Origin of the sequence: Chondromyces apiculatus DSM 436 (assembly GCF_000601485.1) — a bacterium.
GTDB lineage: Bacteria > Myxococcota_A > Polyangia > Polyangiales > Polyangiaceae > Chondromyces > Chondromyces apiculatus.
The window spans coordinates 105,270-126,977 of the sequence record NZ_ASRX01000037.1 but is presented as its reverse complement, the minus strand read 5'-3'; the positions used below and the strand labels follow the sequence as shown (position 1 = coordinate 126,977).

General features: G+C 71.0%; 11 protein-coding genes. 8 read left to right on the top strand and 3 right to left on the bottom strand.

The window, feature by feature from the left end:
- The coding region (locus CAP_RS22985; RefSeq protein ID WP_044244638.1) for an RNA recognition motif domain-containing protein at window positions 1-284 on the bottom strand (284 nt) is incomplete at its 3' end.
- Window positions 285-844: 560 nt separating this feature from the next.
- Here CAP_RS22985 and CAP_RS22980 point away from each other — a divergent pair.
- Window positions 845-4,057 carry an ATP-binding protein gene (locus CAP_RS22980; protein ID WP_044244636.1) on the top strand — a complete coding sequence of 1,071 codons (3,213 nt, stop codon included), beginning with the start codon at window positions 845-847 and terminating at the stop codon, window positions 4,055-4,057.
- A 49-nt stretch (window positions 4,058-4,106) separates the two neighbouring features.
- On the opposite strand, the gene CAP_RS22975 is transcribed toward CAP_RS22980, so the two are convergent.
- Window positions 4,107-6,251 carry a right-handed parallel beta-helix repeat-containing protein gene (locus CAP_RS22975; protein WP_044244634.1) on the bottom strand — a complete coding sequence of 715 codons (2,145 nt, stop codon included), beginning with the start codon at window positions 6,249-6,251 and terminating at the stop codon, window positions 4,107-4,109.
- 238 nt (window positions 6,252-6,489) lie between these two features.
- The gene (locus CAP_RS50810) at window positions 6,490-6,663 is read right to left on the bottom strand and encodes a hypothetical protein (protein WP_156041058.1); all 174 of its coding nucleotides are present in this window, start codon (window positions 6,661-6,663) and stop codon (window positions 6,490-6,492) included.
- A gap of 364 nt (window positions 6,664-7,027) precedes the next feature.
- On the opposite strand from CAP_RS50810, the gene CAP_RS45315 reads away from it, so the two are divergent.
- The 7 genes from CAP_RS45315 to CAP_RS22940 all read left to right on the top strand — a co-directional run bounded on the left by CAP_RS45315 (window position 7,028) and on the right by CAP_RS22940 (window position 20,954).
- Window positions 7,028-10,171 carry a serine/threonine-protein kinase gene (locus tag CAP_RS45315; protein WP_052375685.1) on the top strand — a complete coding sequence of 1,048 codons (3,144 nt, stop codon included), beginning with the start codon at window positions 7,028-7,030 and terminating at the stop codon, window positions 10,169-10,171.
- A gap of 62 nt (window positions 10,172-10,233) precedes the next feature.
- Complete coding sequence (locus CAP_RS22965) at window positions 10,234-12,006, top strand: ABC transporter ATP-binding protein (RefSeq protein ID WP_044244631.1); 1,773 nt, start codon at window positions 10,234-10,236, stop codon at window positions 12,004-12,006.
- Between the two features lie 143 nt (window positions 12,007-12,149).
- Window positions 12,150-15,275, top strand: coding sequence for a hybrid sensor histidine kinase/response regulator (locus CAP_RS45310; RefSeq protein WP_052375684.1), 3,126 nt, complete (start codon window positions 12,150-12,152; stop codon window positions 15,273-15,275).
- Complete coding sequence (locus CAP_RS22955) at window positions 15,272-17,887, top strand: PAS domain-containing hybrid sensor histidine kinase/response regulator (protein WP_052375683.1); 2,616 nt, start codon at window positions 15,272-15,274, stop codon at window positions 17,885-17,887. The genes CAP_RS45310 and CAP_RS22955 overlap by 4 nt, the downstream gene beginning before the upstream one ends.
- 9 nt (window positions 17,888-17,896) lie before the next feature.
- Window positions 17,897-18,637, top strand: a complete 741-nt coding sequence (locus tag CAP_RS22950) for a DUF8692 domain-containing protein (protein WP_044244628.1) — start codon at window positions 17,897-17,899, stop codon at window positions 18,635-18,637.
- Window positions 18,634-19,728, top strand: a complete 1,095-nt coding sequence (locus CAP_RS22945; protein ID WP_044244625.1) for a hypothetical protein — start codon at window positions 18,634-18,636, stop codon at window positions 19,726-19,728. Before CAP_RS22950 ends, CAP_RS22945 begins: the two co-directional genes overlap by 4 nt.
- A gap of 254 nt (window positions 19,729-19,982) precedes the next feature.
- Window positions 19,983-20,954, top strand: coding sequence for a hypothetical protein (locus tag CAP_RS22940; protein ID WP_044244623.1), 972 nt, complete (start codon window positions 19,983-19,985; stop codon window positions 20,952-20,954).
- Window positions 20,955-21,708 lie beyond the last annotated feature (754 nt).

The window sequence follows — 21,708 nt, the reverse complement described above, 5'->3', positions numbered from 1 at the left end:
CCACCGTAGCCGCCGCCGCCGCCGCCACCACGCTGCGGCCGCTGCTCAGCCTCGTTCACGCGCAACGGACGTCCTTCGAACATCGCACCATTCATGGTGTCGATGGCCTTCTTGGCTTGATCCTCGCTTCCCATCGTCACGAACCCGAAGCCACGGGACTGACCGCTCTCGCGATCCGTCACGATGTGTACGTCCGTGACCTCTCCAACCGAGGCGAACGCCTCGCGAAGGCTGGTGGTGGTAGCGGAGAAGGGGAGATTACCGACGTAGAGACGAGTACCCATTCCAGACCAGTGCTCCGCAGCCCAGCAAACTGCGCGTGCTCCGCGCCGAGAGTCTCTCCATCCGATGGGGCTGCGTGCATCAAACGGAAGGACGTAGAGTCGACGACGATGGTAGTCAGCTATGGCCCCTAGGCAAGATCATATCTAGAGCCCTGCCCGCTCCACCTCCCCTGGCTCTCTCACCGCTCTCCTTCCCTTCCACCTCCGCTCCCCCTCGGCTCCCCCTCGGCTCCCCCTCGGCTCCCCCCTCGGCGCCGCGCCCCCTTCCGAATCACGCACCTTTCCGGCTCCGCCGCCTTCCTGTCTCTCCGCGTCGTCTTCCTCCTTTCACCGCGCCACCGCGATCGACCTCTTCCGACCGCCCTCCTTTCCGACCGCCCCTGGCACCACGTGCGGCCCGCTTCCAGACCTGGCGGGCGTCCCCGAACAGCATGCCTGGCCGTGCTTCGTAGCCTGGAAACTTCAACGCGTCGTGTCGCGACGTGCCACACCGCGAGCACCTCCGCCCGTGATAAGGCCACTCCCGGCGTCCACGTTTCTGCCGAGAAAGGGCCTGGTTGATGGCGAACCGCGACGAGTCTCCGACGGAGAAGCGCAGCGTCGACGAGGTCCTCGTCGGTGGTGGCGAGTGTGGCGCGCTCATGCGCCAGGTGGACTGGTCGAAGACCGCCATCGGCCCCGTCGAGGCCTGGCCCCAGTCCCTGCGCACCTCCGTGGGCATCCTCCTCGCGTCGAACTACCCCCTCTACATCGCCTGGGGTCCGCGCTACGTGCAGATGTACAACGACGCCTACCGGCCCATCTGCGGCGCCACCAAGCACCCCGCCTCCCTGGGCGAGGAGGCGGCCGTCACCTGGCCCGAGGTCTGGCACATGCTCGGCCCTGGCTTCGACAAGATCCTCGCGACCGGCGAGGCCAACTGGGTCGAAGACCTCATGATGCCCCTCGACCGCAACGGCTACCTCGAGGAGTGCTACTTCACCTACAGCCACTCCCCCATCCGCGACGAAACGGGCGGCGTTGGCGGCATCTTCTCCGCGCTCTCCGAGACCACCGCCCGCGTCCTCGACGGACGCCGCCTCCGCACCCTGCGTGATCTGAGCGCCACGACCAGCACCCAGACCACCCCCGAGAGCGCGTGCAAGGCCGCGACCGAGGTCCTCGCCGGCAACATCCACGACGTCCCCTTCGCGCTCATCTATCTCGCCGACCCCTCCAGCGCCCAGGCACGCCTCGTCGCGAGCAGCCAGCTCGCCCCCGGCAGCCCTGCCGCGCCGTCCCTCGTCAACCTCACGCCGCCTTCTCCCCTCTTTCCCTCCGACACATCTCCCTCCGACACATCTCCCTCCGACGCGCCTCCCGCCGATGCGCTTCCCCCCGACGTCTGGCCCCTCGGCCCCATCCTCGCCGGCACCACCCTCCAGCGGGAAACAGGCATCCCCGCCGCATGGGGCAAGCTCCCCTCCGGCCCTTGGCCCGAGGGCGCCTCCACCGCCCTCCTGCTCCCTATCCTCCCTCCTGGCCACAGCGCGCCCATCGGCGTGCTCGTCGCGGGCGTGAGCCCACGCCGCGCCCTCGACGACAAGTACCGCGACTTCTTCCAGCTCGTCGCTGCCGGCATCGCCGCCGGCATCGCCAGCGCCACGGCGCGCCACGAAGAGCGCCAGCGCACCGAGGCGCTCGCCGCCCTCGACCGCGAGAAGACCGCCTTCTTCAGCAACGTCAGCCACGAGTTCCGCACCCCCCTCACCCTCATGCTCGGCCCTGTCGAGGACAGCCTCGGCGACGCCGAAGAGCCCCTCGGCCCCCGCCAGCACGAGCGCCTCTCCGCCGTGCACAGGAACGGCCTGCGCCTCCTCAAGCTCGTCAACACCCTCCTCGACTTCTCCCGCCTCGAAGCGGGGCGCATCCGCGCTTCCTACGAGCCTGTCGACCTCGCCGCATTCACCGCGGACCTCTGTGGCGCCTTCCGCTCCACCATCGAGCGCGCCGGCCTGACCTTCTCCGTGGACTGCCCTCCCCTCCCCGAGCCTGCCTGGGTCGACCGGGAGATGTGGGAGAAGATCGTGCTCAACCTGCTCTCCAACGCCTTCAAGTTCACCTTCGAAGGCGCCATCCGCGTGCGCCTCACCGGCCGCGGCGACCATCTCGAGCTCACGGTCAGCGACACCGGCACCGGCATCCCCCCTGAGGAGATCTCCCGCATCTTCGAGCGCTTCCACCGCATCCAGGGCGCCCGCGGCCGCACCTACGAGGGCAGCGGCATCGGCCTCGCCCTCGTCCGCGAGCTCGTCGCCCTCCACAAAGGCACCATCCGCGTCGAGAGCAGCGTCGGCGCCGGCAGCACCTTCACCCTCTCCGTACCGACCGGCAACGCCCACCTCCCGGCCGACCGCCTCGACGCCCCGAGCACCTCGTCCTCCACGGCCACCGGAGCCCGCGCCTTCCTCAACGACACCCTGGCCTGGACGCACGCCCCCGCTCCTCCCCCGCCCTCCGGCGCCTCGTTCTCCGGTGCCCCATCCTCCGGCGCTCCATCCTCCGGCGCTCCATCCTCCAGCGCTCCATCCTCCGGCGCTCCATCCTCCAGCGCCCCGCGCCCCGACGCCTTCCACCTCGACGCGCCCACCTCCCTCGCCGACTTCCCCTCGACTTCCCTGACCATCTCACCGGGCCACGGCAGCGCGGGCCACGTCCTCCTCGTCGACGACAACGCCGACATGCGCACCTACGTCCAGCGCCTCCTCGAAGGACGCTACACCGTCGAGACGGCCGCCGACGGCGACGCCGCCCTCGACGCCATCCGTGCCCGCCTCCCCGACCTCGTCCTCTCCGACGTCATGATGCCTGGCAAGGACGGCTTCGCGCTCCTCCGAGAGCTGCAGTCCGACACCCGCACCGCCATGATCCCCCTCATCCTCCTCTCGGCCCGCGCCGGCGAGGAGGCCACCGTCGAGGGCCTCCAGGCCGGCGCCAGCGACTACCTCGTCAAACCCTTCTCCGGCCGCGAGCTCCTCGCCCGCGTCGAGGGCACCCTCCGCACCGCCCGCGCCCGCCAGGACCTCGACGCCTTCGCCGGCCGCATTGCCCACGACCTGCGCAACCTCCTCTCCCCGCTCCTGATGATGAGCGCCGTCTTCAAGCTCAGTGCCGAGGGGTCCACCCGCAGGGCAGGCGATCGCCTCGAACGCATGACCCGCCGCGCCAACAACCTGCTCGACGGCATGCTCGCCTTCTCCCGCGCCGAGCACACCCTCGACGACAAGGAGACCTCCTCCATCCCTGTCGTCGTCGCCGACGTCATCGAGGACCTCGGCAGCCTCCGCACCCAGATCGCCGCTGACATCAACGTCGACGCCGTGGACGACCTCCGCATCGCCATTCCCCGCGGCCTGCTCTACGTCGTCGTCCTCAACCTCGTCTCCAACGCCCTCAAGTTCATGCAGGGCCTGCCGAGGCGCAGCGTCACCCTCACCGCCCGCGTGGCCCAGGGCCCCCAGGGCCCCCAGGGCGCTCAGGGCGCTCAGGGTACCCCTGCCTTCGCCGAGCTCCGCGTCGCCGACACCGGCCCCGGCATCGCTCCCGACGTCATCCGCCACATCTTCGAGCCCTTCTACCGCGCCCCTGGCGAGCGGGCCTCGGGCCACGGCATCGGCCTCGCCACCGTCCAGCGCATCGTCCAGTCCTGCGGCGGCCACATCACCGTGCAGTCCACCCCCGGCAAGGGCACCACCTTCCAGATCACCCTCCCCCTCGACCGCGACGCTTCTTAATTCGCCCCGCATTCGCCCCGCATTCGCGCGGTGCGCCTTCCCGCCTGGGTCAGGGCACCGGCAACGTCCCTCCGTTCACCCGGTCCTGCTCGCTGTTCCCACGGATCGCGCAGTCCTCTGCGATCACCGGCATCGCTCCCCCCTGCACCACCACCCCGAAGCGGTTCTCCCGAACCAGGGCCCGCGCGAGGCTCCCGCCGCCTGCGAACAGCACCCCGGCCCGCGCCGCGCCCGCCACCTCTGTATCCGTCACCTCGACCAGCGACGCCGTGGCGCCGTTCCTCACCAGGAGCCCATCGCCTACCTCGGCGGCATCGTGCACGCCCGTGGCGCCCGCCCATCCCTTGAAGTCCCCCGCGCCTACCCCGCGCACCAGGCTCTCCGAGATGGCTCCCTGCGCGCCTACCAGCAGCGCCCCTGCCACCTGGTTCGACAGGATCGCCGTCTCCCGGATGACCAGGCCCGACGAGGCGTGCGCGAAGAGCCCGAACCCGTTCTGTCCCGCAGCGTTTCCCCGTGTCCCCTCGATGAGGCACTGGTCCAGCACCATGTCATCGCTCCCATCCACCCAGATCCCCGCCGTGTTCGCCACGAATGCACTCGCCGAGAACTCGGCCCGTCCTCCGTCTCTCACCACCGCCCCATGTCCCCACGCCCCATCGCTCTCTCTCGCTCGCGTCCCCTGGAACAGGCTGTACATCGCGAAGCCCGTAGACCCCTCGCCCTTCACGAGCAGCCCGTGGTGATGGTTGTTCGACACCGTCGTACCGACCAGGTCCACGACCCCTCCATCGAAGCTCGCGGCCCCGTAGCTCGGCCTGCCCTCGAACGACACCGGCTGGGTGTCGCGAATCCGACTCCATTCCACCTTCACCCTGGAGGCTGGCCCCTCCGCGACCACCCCACCGCCGTGGTTCTCCGACACCACGGCCTTGTGCACCCGCACCTCCGCGCCTCCGGAAGCGCGCACTCCCTGCCCTTCCGACCCCGGGAGCGCCGTCGGCCGCGTCTTCTCGATCACGCTCTCCGACACGAGGACCCGGCTCCCTGCACCGAGCGCGTCGACGCTGCTCTGCCGGTTCGACACCAGCGCCGAGCGCTCCACGCCCACCTTCCCCTCCTGGTACGCATGGATCCCGTGCCCGTGCAGCCCGCTCTCCGGCTCCCCCTGGGTCCCCTCGACGAGGCTGTTCCGCAGCGTCACCCGCGCCTCGTGCGACGCGACAACCCCTCCGACGTGGGCCGCGACCACCGCGCTGCCCTCGATCGTCGCCTCGCCTCCGAGCGACACCCTGATCCCCTGCCCTTCGGTGCCATCCAGCCGTGCGCGCGTGCCCTGGACCAGGCCATGCACCATGCGCAAGCTGGCCGTCGCGTCGCTCACCTTGATCCCCACGCCCCGCGCCTGGTCGACCACCACGTCCTCGATCACGACATCCCCGTCCCATATCTGGACACCGACCCCATCCCCCGCGACCGTCACGCCCTTCAGCGTCACCTCCCCCGGAGCGTCGATCTCCACCACCAGGGAGTGCACGTCGTCGTGGGTGCTCACCCCCGTGATCCTCACCATCGACGCGCACCGCCCTGCCACCGTGACCGGCCTGTCGATGCGCAGCGGCTCGTCGTAGGTCCCTGCTCCGATCGCGATCGCCCCCCCGTCCGCCACGAGACTGAGCGCCATCGCCAGCGTCGCCACCGGACTCTCCCGGGTCCCCGCGCCCCCCGGGGCCGCGGCCGCGTCCACCCAGATCGTCCCGGTGGCGTCTTCGAGGTTCCCCCACTTCCCCTCCCCGCAGCCTGAGGGTCCATCGATCGGTACGCATCCCTCCGCGGGCACGGCGAACGTGCCTGCCGGACAGGCTTGCATGGTCACGTGACAGAGCCTATCGGGCTCGCCCCGGAACACCTCCGCGCAGCCAGGGATCCCCGCCGGACGGCAACCACCCCCGAAGTCCACCACCTCGTCCCCGGCGCATGACGTGACCTCGGGGTGACAGAGCCCATCGTCGCCGGTGAACGCGTCCGCGCACCCGGGAAGGCCGACGCGCGCCCTGCGCCTACCACCGTCCTCACCTCCTTGCCCTCCGCTGCCTCCCTGACCGCCGCTGCCGATCGTCTCTCCTCCGGAGCCGTCCTCGAAGCCACTGGCGCCGCAGCCGACCACCGTCGCGGCGACCGCCGCAGCGCACAACCACCTGGACCCGCCGGGACTTCGCATACGCGGTGTTGACCTCTGCCCGGTGGCCAGAGCACGCCGCGTACCGACCGGTACCGCTCTGCAAACCGCCCTTCAGAACCGCGTGCGCAGGACCCCCTTGCGCTGCCTTGCGCCTCCCTTGCGCAAGACGCGCGGGGGAGGCTCAACCTGCGCTCTCCTCTACAGGGCACGTCCCTCGACGCCTCACTCACCGCGCCTCACTCACCGCGCCTCACTCACCGCGCCTCGACCATCGCTTTATCGTCACCGCCACCACCGCGAGCTGCATCGCTTCGATCCCCAGGTTGAACGCCACCTCCACCGGCTCCCCTGGCAGCCGCAGCACCCCTAGCGTCCCCAGCACCTCCGGCTGCCCCGCGACGACGGCTCCTCGTCTCCACCGCACCCGGGCGCCATCAGACCCACCGCCAGACCCGCCACGACCATGGAACGAAGCTTCAGGATGCTCTCCCTCGGTGCTGCCCCGGCCGAGGCACCCTGCTCCACGCGGGATGCTCCACGCGGAACAGGAGACCTCGCGCTCGACTCTCCAGGGCCACCCTCGACGCAGGGTGACCCGCAAGTCTGAAGCACCTCTTGAGACCACCGGCTCCGCCCGCCAGCCGGATCGCCCCCTCTTTCTGGACGACCCCCTTCGCGCCTCCGTCCTCCGCCCCTCGGTTCTGTCGCGCGCCCCGTACTCCCCGCCCGCACCACATTCCTCCAACGTGGACGCCCCCGCCGCCCCTGGTTAGAGTCGCCCCGACCGCATGGAGCCCGGCCAGAGGATCGGTCGCTACGAGATCGAAGCCCCCCTCGGCGCCGGCGGCATGGGCGTGGTGTACATCGCCCGCGACACCGAGCTCGGCCGCCGCGTCGCCCTCAAGCTCCTCCAGCCCGGGCCTGACGACGGCGCCGCCACCCGCCTGCGCCGCGAAGCCCGCGCCGCGGCCACCCTCGACCACCCCCACGTGGTCACCATCCACGACGTCGGCGAGAGCGACGGCAAGCCCTACATCGTCATGGAGCTGGTCCGCGGCAGGACCCTCCACCGCCTCCTCGACGACGCCCACATCTCCCTCGCCACCCGCATCGGCTGGCTCGTCGACGTCGCCCGCGCCCTCGCCGCTGCCCACCGCGCCGGCCTCGTCCACCGCGACATCAAGCCCTCCAACGTCATGCTGCGCGACGACGGCGTGATCAAGGTCCTCGACTTCGGCATCGCCCGCCGCGCCTCCACCCCTTCCGGCGCCCCCGCCACCCCGTCGCGCCCCGACGCCGACACCGAGCCCATCACCGAGCAGAAGGGCATGGTCGGCACCCCCCGCTACGCCTCCCCCGAGCAGCTCCGCAGCGGCAAGATCGACGGCCGCTCCGACCAGTTCTCCTGGGCCCTCATGGGCTACGAGCTGCTCACCGGCGTCCACCCCTTCGAGGCCCACGACCCCGTCGCGCTCATCGCCGGCATCCTCACCGTCAACCCGCCTGCCCCGAAGCCGCCCGCGTCCCTGCCCGAAGAGCACATCCCCCTCGAGGTCGAGGACGTCCTCCTTCGCGCCCTCGAAAAGGACCCCGACGATCGCTTCCCGGACATCGACGAGGCCGCCGATCTCCTCGAACCTTTCGCGGGCCCGCACCTCCGCGCCTCCTCCCCCTCGAACCCCACCTCTGATCACCCCCGCGCCACGCACCCGCCAGACACCTCGCACCCCCCCCGCACCCCGCGTGATCCGCGCACACCACACACGCCCCGCACCCCACGCGGCGCACGCACCCCGCGCAAACCCAGCGACCCCTCCCTCACCCCCGAGGCCTTCGAGGCCAGCCGGATCAGCCACCTCAACGCGCTCCCCCTTCACGGCCCCCGCGACCCTGGCAGCGAACGCCGTCCTCCTCGGCGCTCCCGCCGCCCCCTCGCCGCCGCCGCCCTCGCGTGCACCGCCGCCCTCGCCCTCGCGGTCCTCTACCTCCTCCGCTCCCGTGCCGAATCGGCCCGCACCGCGGCGCCCCTCACCACGCTCCACTGCGAAGCGGCCACCCTCCGCGGCCCCGACGTCACCCCGGACATGGCCGAGGCCATCGGCATCGGCGCCTGCGCCCGCCTCGCGGTCGAAGCCGGCCTCGGCTGGGCGCGCGCCTCCACCACGCTCCCCGCCAGCACCGAGGACCGCACCGAGATCCGCGTCGGCTGGACCTTTCGCAGCGACCCTCACGCCCTCCAGGTCACCGCCACCCGCGGCCCTCGAGGCTTCGACGTCACCCTCCGCCTCGGCGAGCACACCGCGCGCGGCGCCGGCCCTGCCGCCTTCGACGCCGTCGACGACGCCGTCGCCGCGCTCGCCCCCCTCATCCACGACCTCACCCCTGCCCCGCTCACCCCTGCCGAGGAGCAGCTCTGGGGCACCGCCGACCCCACCGCCGCCCGCGCCATCCAGCGCGCCGTCGGCCGCCTCATGACCGGCACCCGCCGCCGCCCCGAGCCCGAGGCCAAGGCCTTGCTCGCCGCCGCCCCCGACTCCCCCTGGACCGAGCTGGTCATCGCCACCACGCTCGTCTCCGACACCCAGGAGATCACCCCCCACCGCGACCGCGCCCTCGCCTTGCTCGAAGGCCGTCACACCCCCATCGACAAGGCCCTCCGCGCCGCCTTCCTCGGCGCCTGCTTCAGGCCCACGAACCAGCGCGAAGCCACCCGCCTCGCCCGCGAGGCCTACCGCGAAGCCCCCGAGCAGCCCGAGATCGCCACCCTCTTCGCGTGCGCCGTCAAGGACCTCACCACCATGGACGAGGTGGTCTCCGTCGCAGAGCGCACCTCCCAGCGCGACCCCGCCCGCAGCGTCCTCCTCCTCCGCACCGCCGTCGACCCCCTCATCGAGCGCAACCTCCCCCGCGACGGCGCCTTCCTCGACCGCCTCCACGCCCTCCTCCCCGAGTCCCGTGCCTGGGAAGAGTCGATCACCCACCTGCTCCTCACCGGCCGCATCGACGAGGCCCGCGCCTCCATCGACCTCGCCGAGACCCTCGGCATCTCCCCCTACCACCGCCAGCCCTTCCCCCCCCAGGTGCTCCGCTACCACCTGGAGCTCGCCGCCTTCCGCCCCGCCGAAGCGCGCGCCCTCGCCCACGCCCTCCTCGCCTCTCCTGGCGCCGTCACCTCCACCATGGCCCTCTCCTGGATCGGCTCCACCTACGAGGTCGAGGGCCGCATCACCGACGCCATCACCGGCATGGCCCGCGCCCTCGACGCCGTGCGCGACAGCGAGGGCGACGCCGGCGCCTGGAGGACCACCACCGAGCTCTGGCAGCTCGCCCTCGAACGCGCCGCCGGCGTGAAGCCGAGCCGCAGCATCGACCTCGACCGCCTCGACGCCGCCGCCGAGAGCCTCGGCGCCCCTCGCTACATCTCCCTCGTCCGCACCGAGACCGCGCTCGCCCGCATCGCCCGCGACGCGCAAGGCAGCAGCGACGCCGAGCGCCGCGCCCGCCGGACCCTGGAGGACCTCGAACGCTTCGCCACCGAGAGCGCCCGCGGCGACCGCGCCCACGAGGACACCCTCCTCCTGCTCACCCTCCCCCTCGTCCACGCCCTCCGCGGCCCAGCCGACGCAGCCGCCCTCTGGCAGACCACCCACCGCGCCCGCTTCCTCGCCCGCCGCCGCCTCGCCTACGACGCCGGCCTCGCCCTCGAAGCCACCGGCGCTCTCGCCGAAGCCGAAGCCGCCTACCGCCTCGCCCAGGACCCCCTCTGGTTCGACGTCTACGCCTTCACCGCCGCCGCCGCGCGGCTCCGCCTCGCCCGCCTCCTCCGCGCCCTCGGCCGCGACGCCGAAGCCGCTCCTCTCGAAGCCTCCCTGGCCCAGCCCTGGTCCCGCGCCGACCCCGGCCTCCACCAGCGCATCCTCGCCGCGCCTTGATCGTCGCCTCGCCCCACCCGCGTTGACGCGCGACAGCGCCCGCGGGAAGCCCGGCACGCCTCATGTCGCCGCTCTCCAAGCTCTTCGCCCACGCCCGCCGCTACCGCAAGGACGCCCTCCTCGCCTCGGTCTACTCGGTCCTCAACAAGTTCTTCGACGTCTTGCCCGAGGTCCTCATCGGCGTCGCCGTCGACGTCATCGTCAGCAAGCAGGACTCCTTCCTCGCCCGCATCGGCGTCACCGACACCTGGAGCCAGCTCCTCTGGCTCGGCGTCCTCACCGTCGTCATCTGGGGCGGCGAGTCCCTCTTCCAGTACCTCTACTCCGTCGGCTGGCGCGACCTCGCCCAGAACCTCCAGCACGACCTTCGCCGCGAGGCCTACGCCCACGTCCAGCGCCTGGAGCTCGGCTGGTTCGAGAAGAAGAGCAGCGGCAACCTCCTCGCCATTCTGAACGACGACATCAACCAGATGGAGCGGTTCCTCAACACCGGCGCCAACATGATCCTCCAGATCGTGTGCTCCTCGGTGCTGATCTCCATCGTCTTCTTCGTCATCGCCCCGAAGCTCGCGGTCATCTCCCTCGTCCCCGTCCCGCTCATCCTCTACGGCACCTTCTGGTTTCAGAACCGCCTCGCCCCCCGCTACGCCCTGGTGCGCGAGGCCGCCGGCAAGATCAGCGGCCGCCTCAACAACAACCTCTTCGGCATCGCCACCATCAAGAGCTACACCGCCGAGGACTTCGAGGCGGCGCACGTCGACGCCGAGAGCGCCCACTACGTCGCCACCAACGCCTCCGCGATCCGCCTCTCCAGCGCCATCACCCCCGTCATCCGCATGGCCATCCTCGCGGGCTTCGTGGTCACCCTCGTCTACGGCGGCTACCTCGCCCTCGAAGGCCGCATCGCCGTCGGCAGCTACAGCGTCCTCGTCTACCTCACCCAGCGCCTCCTCTGGCCCTTCACCGGCCTCGCCGAGATCGCCGACCTCTACCAGCGCTCCATGGCCTCCATCGACCGCGTCCTCGGCCTCATCCAGACCCCGCTCGCCATCCCCTACGCCGGCGCTCCCCTTCCGCGCGAGCGCGTCGCCGGCGCCCTCCGCGTCGAGCGCGTCTCGTTCGGTTACGGCGACGGCGCCGAGCCCGCCCTCACCGACATCGACCTCGACATCCCTGCGGGCCAGACCATCGGCTTCGTCGGCAGCACCGGCAGCGGCAAGAGCACCCTCGTCAAGCTCCTGCTCCGCTTCTACACCCCGCAGTCGGGCGTGATCCGCCTCGACGGCCACGACATCGCCTCCCTCGACCTCCAGGACCTCCGCCGCGCCATCGGCTACGTCGCCCAGGAGCCCTTCCTCACCGACGGCACCATCGCCGACAACATCGCCTACGGCGCCCCCGACGCCACCCCGGCCGACATCGAGGCCGCGGCCCGCGCCGCCGAGGCCCACGACTTCATCGCCCGCCTCCCCCTCGCCTACGCGAGCCCCGTCGGCGAGCGCGGCCAGAAGCTCTCCGGCGGCCAGCGGCAGCGCATCGCCATCGCCCGCGCCATCCTCAAGAGCCCTCCCATCCTCGTCCTCGACGAGGCCACCAGCGCCGTCGACAACGAGACCGAGGCCGCCATCCAGCGCTCCCTCACCCGCGTCTCCCGCGGCCGCACCACCCTGGTCATCGCCCACCGCCTCTCCACCATCCGCAAGGCCGACGTCATCCACGTCCTCGACCACGGCCGCATCGTCGAGAGCGGCAAGCACGAGGAACTCCTCGCCCGGGGTGGCATCTACGCCGGCCTCTGGCGCCTCCAGACCGGAGAACTCGACACGGCGGCCTGAGCGCCCCGCCTGCACGCTGCTCCCTCACTGCACAGCCGTAGCGCGCAAAAGCTGCGCCTATCGCCGACATCGCTCCCTTGCAGCGCATCTCCCCGGCCGGTGAAGCCCGGTGAGCATGGCTCGGAATGTGCCAAACTCCGAGCGTGAACATCCGAGAGCGCACCTGGACGGCCAGGATCATCGCGCGTGAGCGCGACCGCATCATGGACATCTGGCAGGGCACCGTACGCGAACGCGTCCCTGGCCTCCGTGCCCTCTCCAAGCCCCTCCTCCACGACCACCTCCCCCAGAGCCTCATCGCCCTCGCCGAGTGGATGGACACCGACGAGGCGAACCCCCGCTTCGCCCTCCTCAGCGAGGAGCACGGCATCCAGCGCCTCAGCCACGGCATCCTCCTCCGCGAGATCGCCAGCGAGTACCGCGTCCTCCGCGAGATCATCCTCGGCGTCGTCGCCGAGCACGACGAAGAGGCCCCGGCGAGCAGCCGCGCCGCCCGCGCGAAGGAGCTGGCGCGCCTCAACTCCGGCCTCGACTACGCCGTCACCCGCGCCATCGAGACCTACGCCGACATCCGCGAGGACGCCGTGAAGATGCTCCAGGAGCGCCTCCAGCTCGCCATCGACGCCGCCGGCGTGGGCACCTGGGACTTCGACCCCATCACCCGCGTCTTCGCGTGGGACAACCGCTGCCGCGCCCTCTTCGGCCTCCCCTCGGGGGGCGAGACCGTCACCTACGCCGAGTTCCTCGACGCCATCCACCCCGACGACCGCGCCCACGTCGACGCCGAGGTCTCGCAGGTCCTCCTCCCCGGTGGACCCAGGAGCTACCGCGGCGAGTACCGCGTCCTCTCCCGACCCGCTGCCCCCGGCGCCGATGGCCGCAGAGCCGATGGCGAACGCATCTCCAGCAGTAGCATCGAGGAGCACTGGGTCCTCTCCGAGGGCCGCATCCTCTTCGACCACCAGGGCCACGCCATCCGGTTCATCGGCACCGCCGTCGACGTCAGCGCCGCCCACCGCGTCCTCGCCGTGGAGCAGGGCGCCCGCGAGCAGGCCGATGCGGCGCACGCCACCCTGCATGCCCTCTTCATGGGCGCCCCCGTCGCCATCGCCGTCACGCGCGGCCCGAAGCACCGCTTCGAGCTGGCGAACGCCTACTACATGCGCATGGTCGGCAAGCGCTCCGTCGTCGGCCAAGACGTCGCCGACGCGCTCCCCGAGGTGGTCGCGCAGGGCTTCCCCCGCCTCCTCGATCAGGTCTACGAGACCGGCGTCCCCTATTATGGCATCGAGACCCCGGTGGAGCTCCGGCACGAGGTGGACGGCGGCCGCCTCCACACCGCCCTCCTGAACTTCGCCTACGAGCCCATCCGCGATCCCGACGGGCGCGTCACCGGCGTCTTCACCCTCGCCTTCGACGTCTCCGAGAACGTCCGCGCCCGCAAGATCATCGAGGACGCGAAGCAGCTCGCAGAGGAGAACGCCGCGCGGGAGAGCGCCGCCCGGCAGGAGGCCGAGGACGCCGCCCGCCGCAGCGCCTTCCTGGTCAGCGCCGTCGAGCACATCTCCCACCGCCTCCACGTCGAGACCATCCTCCAGGAGGTCACCAGCCTCATCGTCCCCGAGATCGCCGACATGGCCACCGCCCGCATCGTCGGCCCCAAGGGCGAGCTGCGCCTCGTCAGCGCAGCCGTCCCCCCCACCGTCGAGAGCGAGATGCGCGACCAGTTCGCCGTCTTCGAGGCCCCCTCGGGGTCGAGCAACCCCTTCCACGAGGCCCTCACCACCGACGTGCGGATCATCGACGACTTCCCCGACTGGATCACGAAGCAGGTGGCCTCGCCCGAGTACGTCGCCTTCATGCGCGGCCTCGGCGTCACCCAGATCATCCTGGTCCCCATGAAGACCCACGACACCACCGTGGGCCTCTTGACCGTGGGGCTCGTCGGCAAGGAGCGCACCTTCGACCCCGCGCACACCCAGATCCTCAGGACCCTCGGCAAGCACGCCGCGCTCGCCATCGAGAACGCCCGCCTCTACGAGGAGGCGCAGGAACTCCGGCGCCGGGCCGAGGAGGCGAGCGTCGCCAAGGACCAGTTCATCGCCACCGTCTCCCACGAGCTGCGCACCCCCCTCAACGCCATCCTCGGCTGGGCGCAGATCATCAAGGCGAACCCCGGCGCCGCCCCCATGCTCCAGAAGGGCATGGACACCATCGAGCGCAACGCCCGCGCCCAGTCCCAGCTCATCGAGGACCTCCTCGACATCTCCCGCATCGTCGTCGGCAAGCTCCGGATCGAGCCCTCTTCCGTCTTCATCCCCAGGGTCATCGAGTCCGCCCTCGACTCGGCCCGCCCCGCCGCCGAGGCCAAGAAGATCGAGCTGGTCACCGACGTCGACCCCGACGTCGGCCACATCATCGCCGACCCGGATCGCCTCCAGCAGGTGGTCTGGAACCTCATCTCGAACTCCGTGAAGTTCACCCCCCCGGGCGGCAAGGTCAGCGTCTCCGCCCACCGCAAGGCCTCGCAGTTCGAGTTCAGCGTCTGCGACAACGGCAAGGGCATCGCGCCCGACTTCCTCCCCTACGTCTTCGAGAAGTTCCACCAGGTCGAGCAGGGCACCCGCAAGACCGGTGGCCTCGGCCTCGGCCTCGCCATCGTGCGCAACATCGTCGAGCTGCACGGCGGCACCGTCTCCGCCGAGAGCGAGGGCCTCGGCAAGGGCGCCTGCTTCACGGTGCGCATCCCCATCCGCGCAGCCCTCCGCCCGCACACCCGCACGCCGCACCCGCCGAACGCGCCGGAAGACGCTGCCGGCGAGGGCGGTGGTGACGCCGATCTCCAGCTCCCCGCCCGGATCCTCGACGGCGTCCGCCTGCTCATCGTCGACGACGAGCCCGACGCCCGCGAGCTGCTCACCGCCATCCTCGGCGACGCCGGCGCCATCGTGCGCATCGCTGCCTCCGTCGACGAGGCCGTGACCCTCCTCGACGCCGAGGTCCCCGACGCCCTCGTCAGCGACATCGGCATGCCCGGCAAGGACGGCCACAGCCTCGCCCGCCACCTCCGCGCCCTCCCCCGCGAGCAGGGCGGCCGCATCCCCGCCGTCGCCCTCACCGCCCACGCCCGCAGCGAGGACCGCACCCGCGCCCTCACCGCAGGCTTCACCACCCACATCCCCAAGCCCGTCGACCCCACGGAGCTGATCGTCGTCCTCGCCAACGCCCTCGGTCGCGACGTACAAGATCTACCGGGGAGCAACGCATGACCGCCGCTGCCCCCCCCACCACGCCGAGGCGCCCCACCGTGGACTTCAAGGCCCTCTTCGACGCCTCGCCCAACCCCTACATGCTCCTCGACCGGGAGCTGCGCTACGTCGACGCCAACCAGGCCTACCTGCGCACCACCGCGAGCCGCCTCGAAGACATTCGCGGCCGCCACGTCCTCGACGCCTTCCCCCACGACCCCGAGGACCCCCAGAACGAGAACGCACGCCAGCTCCGCGCCTCCTTCGAGCGCGTCCTCGCCCGCCGCGCCCCCGACGTCCTCGCCCTCATCGTTTACCGCGTCCCCGCGCACGTCGACGGCAACGTGATCATCCAGGAGCGCTACTGGAGCGCCACGCACACCCCGCTCTTCGACGAACAGGGCGAGGTCGCCTTCATCCTCCAGCACACCGTCGACATCACCGAGCTGCAGGCCCTGAAGCGCAGCGCCGCCCGCCTCCCCCACGAGGCCTCTTCCCCGGAGCCGGTCCAGGCCGACCTCCTCGGGCGCGCCCAGCGCGTCCAGCAGGAGAACGTCACCCTCAACGCCGAGATCGATCACGTCCGGCGCATGTTCGACCAGGCCCCCGGCTTCCTCTGCTTCCTCCGCGGGCGGGAGCACGTCTTCGAACTCGCCAACCGCGCCTACTACGACCTCGTCGGCCACCGCCCGCTGCTCGGCAAGCCGATCCGCGAGGCCCTCCCCGAGATCGAAGGCCAGGGCTTCCTCGAGCTGCTCGACCGGGTCTTCATCACCAGCACCCCCTTCGTCGGCAGGGCCATGCCGATGCGCGCCCAGAGGACCCCCGGCGCCCCGCCCGAGCTGGTCTACCTCGACTTCATCTACCAGCCCATCGTCGACCCCTCCGGCAAGGTCGCCGGCATCTTCGTGCAGGGCAACGACATCACCGAGCAGAAGCGCCTCGAAGCGGAGCGCGAGCGCCTCGTCACCCTGGTCGAACAATCCAGCGATTTCATCGGCGTCGGCGACGCCGAGGGCAACGCCGTCTACGTCAACGAGGCCGGCCAGCGCATGCTCGGCCTCCCGCAGGAGCGCGTCTCCCAGGCCAACCTCCTCGACTTTTTCTTCGAGGAAGACCGCCCCTTCGTGCAGAACACCATCGTCCCCGCCGTGATGAAAAAGGGGAGCTGGACCGGCGAGTTCCGCTTCAAGAACTTCACCACCGGCGAGCCCATCCCCGCCTACTACAACGTCTTCTCCCTGCGCGATCCGGTCACGCACGCCCACACCGGCATCGCCACCGTCAGCCGCGACATCAGCGACCTCCACCGCCAGCAGCGCGAGCGCGAGGCCTTGCTCCTGCGCGCGGAAGAAGCCCGCGCCGAGGCCGAGCAGGCCAACCGCCTCAAAGACGACTTCCTCGCCATGGTCAGCCACGAGCTGCGCACCCCCCTGAACGCCATGCTCGGCTGGGTGCGCCTCCTCCGCGCCGGCCAGATCCCGGCCGACCAGAAGGCACGGGCCATGGAGATCATCGAGCGCAACGGCCGCCTCCAGTCCCACGTCATCGACGACCTGCTCGACGTCAACCGCATCTCCACCGGCAAGCTCACCCTCCAGCTAGGCCCGGTCACCCTCGCCGCCGTGGTCGACACCGCCCTCGACACCATCCGCCCCGCCGCCGAGGCCAAGCAGCTCACCCTCCACGTCGCCGTCGACCCCGAGGCCCGCCTCACCGGCGACGAGAGCCGCCTCCACCAGGTGGTGTGGAACCTCCTCTCGAACGCCATCAAGTTCACCCCCGCCCACGGCGAGGTTCGCCTCACCATCGAGCGCCAGCCGGACACCATCGAGATCACCGTCGTCGACACCGGCAAGGGCATCACCGAGGACTTCCTCCCCCACGTCTTCGAGCGCTTCCGCCAGGCCGAGGGCGGCACCACCCGCGCCCACGGTGGCCTCGGCCTCGGCCTCGCCATCGTCAAGCAGATCGTCGAGCTCCATGGCGGTGCCATCGTCGTCACCAGCCCCGGCAGCACCCGCGGCGCCCGCTTCACCGTCACCCTCCCCGTCTCGCCCCCCACGCGCGCGCCCTCCAGCACCGCGACGCCTTCCGTCGCCATGCCTTCCGTCGCCACGCCGGCCGTCGCCACGCCGGCCGCCGTCGCGCCGGCCGCAGCCCCGCAGTCCACCGCCACGCCGCTCCCGATCCCCGCCCCGCCGCCCACGCCTTCCCCCACCTCGTGGACCAGCCCTCCGGAGCTGAGCGGCCTGCGCATCCTCGTGGTCGACGACGAGGCCGACGCCCGCGACATCATGCGCGATCTCCTCGAACGCTGCGGCTCCGAGGTCTCCACCGCGGCCTCCGCCGCCGAGGCCTTCACGCTCCTGCACGAGCGCCGCCCCGACCTCATCCTCTCCGACATCGGCATGGCCGGCGAGGACGGCTACGCCTTCATGCGCCGCCTCCGCGCCCTTCCCCCCGAGGAAGGCGGCCGCACCCCCTCCATCGCCATCACCGCCTACGCCCGCGCCGCCGAGCGCACCCGCGCCCTCGTCGCCGGCTACAAGGCCCACGTCCCCAAGCCCGTCGACCCCGCCGAGCTGATGGCCGTCATCGTCTCCGTCCTCCAGGTCCACGGCACCCGCTGACCTGCCGCGATGCAGATCACCCTCTCCGCACGCAAGCTCCGCCCCCTCCTCTTCGCGCTCTTCGCGCTCGTCGTCAGTGCCGGCCTCACCGTGGAGGTGCTCCGCCCCCTCCTCAAGCTGAAGCGCCGCACCGGCATCGTCCCCTTGCTGTCCCTCAGCTACGAGGCCAACCTCCCCACCTGGTACGCCTCGGCGCTCCTCTTCACCTGCGCCCTCACGCTCGCCCTCCTCGCCGCGAGCACCCGCGCCGCCGCCCGCGCTCGCAGCGGCGCTCGCGGCGAGGAGGAACGCCCCCAGCGCCCGCGCCACGAGGGCCTCTGGTGGCTGCTCGCCGCCGGCTTCACCTACATCTCCCTCGACGAGCTGGTCTCCCTCCACGAAGCCGCCGGCACCTGGATGCAGCTCAGCGGCGTCCTCTACTTTAGCTGGGTGGTCCCCGCGACCGCGCTCCTCGCCGTCCTCGGTCTCGTCTTCTGGCGCTTCCTCGCCGACCTCCCGCCCCCGCTGCGCCGCCGCTTCATCGCCTGCGGCGCGCTCTACGTCACCGGCGCCGTGCTCCTGGAACTCCCCCTCGGCTACTGGGCCGAGCGCGAGGGCACCGACAACCTGGGCTACGCTCTCATCGACTTCGTGGAAGAGTCCCTGGAGCTGCTCGCCGTGAACCTCTTCCTGCTCACGCTCCTCGACCACCTCGGCACCCAGCGCATCACCCTCGGCTTCGCCCCGCCCCCCGACGAGCCCGCGCCATGACCGCCGCCGCGACCGCCGAGACCGCCGCCGAGACTGCCGCTGCGCGCCCGAGCGCCCCTCCGGCCGCTGCTCCCCGCTCGCCGTACCTCGTCAGCCCCGCCTACGACTGGGCGTTCTTCCTGCTGCCCCCGCTCCTCGCGTTCCTCGTGGGCGCGGTCATCGCCGGCACCCCCTTCAGCGAGAAGCGCTTCTGGCACGACGGCCGCAAGATCACCAGCGCCGCCCTGCTCTCCAGCGTGCTCACCCACGCCCACCTCGTCGCGGTGTTCTGGCGCAGCCACGGCAACGCCGACCTCCGCCGCCGCTACCCGCTCCGCTTCTTCGTCGCCCCGCCGCTCCTCTTCGCGGCCACCATGCTCTCCGACACCGTCGCGCTCTGCACCACCATCGTGGTGGTCTTCTGGGACGTCTACCACTCCGCACTCCAGACCTTCGGCCTCGCCCGCATCTACGACCGGAACCGCGGCAACCCCCCCGAGCAAGGCCGCAAGCTCGATCTCTGGCTCAACCACCTGCTCTACGCCGGCCCCATCCTCGGCGGCGCCACGATGCTCGATCACTTCCGCGCCCTGGAATCGTTCGAGGACGTGGGCGCGACGCTCTTCGCCACCATCCCCGCCCACATGGAGGCACGCCACCGGGTCATCACCGGCATCGTCCTCGCCGCCGGCACGCTCTTCCTCGCCGGCTACCTGCTCTCCTACGTGCGCCTCCACCAGCGCGGCTACCGGGTCTCTCCGCAGAAGGTCTTCCTGCTGGTGACGACCGGCCTCTGTTCTCTCTTCGCGTGGGGCTTCAACAGCTTCGGTCAGGCCTTCCTGATCATGAACCTGTTCCACGCGGTGCAGTACCTGGCCCTGGTGTGGTGGAGCGAGGGCACGCGCTTCCGCAAGCACCTGCGCCTCGATGGTCTGCGCATCGGCGCCCCCATCACCATCGCTCTCTTCCTCGGCTCCGCGCTCGCTTACGGTGTGCTCGCCGAGAAGGCCCAGGTCGAGCAGCGCGCGCTCTGGTGCATGGCGCAGACCGTCGCGATCATGCACTTCTGGTACGATGGCTTCATCTGGTCGGTGCGTCGCCGCGAGGTGTGAGCGGCAACGCTCGCTTCAGCCTCGACGTGATCCTGCAGCCTGTACGCCGGAAAAATCTCCGGGTGGGTCAATTCACCACGCTCCGGCATGACACCTGTCGAGAACGACTTGCAACAAGGCAACTGCGGCCACGCCACGCGTGCAACGGCGCGCTGCTGCGCAACGATCGGGTTACCATGCAGGACGGCTGGCACGCCTTCGAAGGCGGACGCGCGGCCCTTATTTGGCCTCAACTTCTGGGAGAGAACCGAACGATGATCAAGCTTGTCCGCTCCGCCCTCGTCGCCCTTGCCCTCCTCGGCGCCGCCGCTCCGGGGTGCAGCAAGGACCCCGAGGTGACGGCGGAGAACATCACCGACCAGGGTTCCATCACCGAGCAACACGACAGCGGCGCGATCGTGTGGACCGTGAAGCCCGACGGTCAGGTCATGGCGCTGCTCAAGGGCCCCGACGGCAAGCCCCTCGCGCAAGGCGTCACCGGGACGCTGACCGTGAAGCCCAAGGAGGGCGCCCCCGTCACCGCCGCGCTGGTGCCAGTGGAGAAGGCCGGCGGTGTGATCTCCGCGAAGCTCCCCCCGCTCGAAGGCGATCTCACCGAGATGAGCTACACGCTCGTCGACGGCGGCAAGCCCATCCAGGGCACGCTGTTCGTGCCGAAGGGCGGGACCCAGGAGCTCATCGACAGCGCCAAGGCCGCCGACGAAGCAAAGCTCGACGGGAAGAAGGGCCCCAACGGCGGCGTGCTCCAGGTCGTCGGCGAGGACACCCTGGAGCTGGTCGCCGACGAGAAGTCCGGCGCCGTGCGCGTCTACCTCCTCGACGACAACCTCGCCGTCGCGAAGCCCGGCGACCGCAAGCTCAAGATTAAGCTCGCCCTCAACGGCGACGGCGCCGAGGTGGTCGAGCTGGCCCCGAATCCCGAGGGCGTCTACTTCGAGGGCAAGCTCAACGCGAAGCTCAAGCCGAAGAAGATCACGGTGGTCGTCGTCGACGGCGACGTGGTGCACACCGCCATCTGCGGGCACCATCCCGGTCAGGTGATCGTGATCGGCGTGGGCGCTCCTGTGATCGCGATCTTCATCAACACCGTGAAGTGGCACGTCCATGGGGCGCCGGTGGTGGTCGTGAACCAGCCTGGGCCGGTGATCGTCATCAAGGGCAAAGGCAAGGGCAAGGGCAAGGGCAAGTGGTTCAAGAAGAAGGGCGGGATTCACGTGCACTTCTGAACGAGACGGGACGAGACGGGACGAGACGAGGCGGGACGAGGCGGGACGAGGCGGGACGAGGCGGGACGAGACGAGGGCGTGCTGGGTCGGCCGGCCCTCTGGGGGGTGTGGTGGTCACGGTGCCTCCCCTGCGGCAGGCCTGGGGCGGGGGGCGCGGCATCGCCTCCGGGGCCGGCGCTGCGGCGGGCCCGAGACATGGCCCGCCTGCGCTCTGGCCCCTCCGGCAATGCCGCGCCCCCCGCCCCAGGCCCGCCTCCGGTACGGCACCGTGACCACCACACCCCCCAGAGGGCCTACGGTGGCTCCAAGGGGCGAGAGCGGCCAAGGGAGATCGCGGGGGACGTGGGGCGTGGTTCCGAAGATGGATGACGCGCTCCAAGGAGGGGAGAGAGGCCACCGGAGATGGGGGAGTGGCCGCGGGGGATGGACGACCTGTTCCTCGGAGTCCGCGACGCTCTCCCTGAGGTCCGCAACGCGCTCCCTGGAGTCCGCAACGCGCTCCCTGGAGTCCGCAACGCGCTCCCTGGGCTCTGCAACGCGCTCCCTGGACTGAACGCTACCTTCCCTGGACTGAACGCTACCTTCCCTGGACTGAACGCTACCTTCCCTGGGCTGAACGCTGCCCTCCCTGGCATCGGCAGCGCGCTCCCTGACACACTCCGTCTCTTCCCTGCCACAGCCTCCTGCCCTCGCGGGTCGCCGTCACGCCCTCACGCGCCCCCTTCTCTCGCGTCTCAGGGCATCTGCGCGCCTC

What these genes read in the sequence shown, in the direction of transcription:
- CAP_RS22980 (WP_044244636.1), top strand. Translation starts at nt 845, where the DNA reads ATGGCGAACCGCGACGAGTCTCCGACGGAGAAGCGCAGCGTCGACGAG.
- CAP_RS45315 (WP_052375685.1), top strand. Translation starts at nt 7,028, where the DNA reads ATGGAGCCCGGCCAGAGGATCGGTCGCTACGAGATCGAAGCCCCCCTC.
- CAP_RS22965 (WP_044244631.1), top strand. Translation starts at nt 10,234, where the DNA reads ATGTCGCCGCTCTCCAAGCTCTTCGCCCACGCCCGCCGCTACCGCAAG.
- CAP_RS22955 (WP_052375683.1), top strand. Translation starts at nt 15,272, where the DNA reads ATGACCGCCGCTGCCCCCCCCACCACGCCGAGGCGCCCCACCGTGGAC.
- CAP_RS22950 (WP_044244628.1), top strand. Translation starts at nt 17,897, where the DNA reads ATGCAGATCACCCTCTCCGCACGCAAGCTCCGCCCCCTCCTCTTCGCG.
- CAP_RS22945 (WP_044244625.1), top strand. Translation starts at nt 18,634, where the DNA reads ATGACCGCCGCCGCGACCGCCGAGACCGCCGCCGAGACTGCCGCTGCG.
- CAP_RS22940 (WP_044244623.1), top strand. Translation starts at nt 19,983, where the DNA reads ATGATCAAGCTTGTCCGCTCCGCCCTCGTCGCCCTTGCCCTCCTCGGC.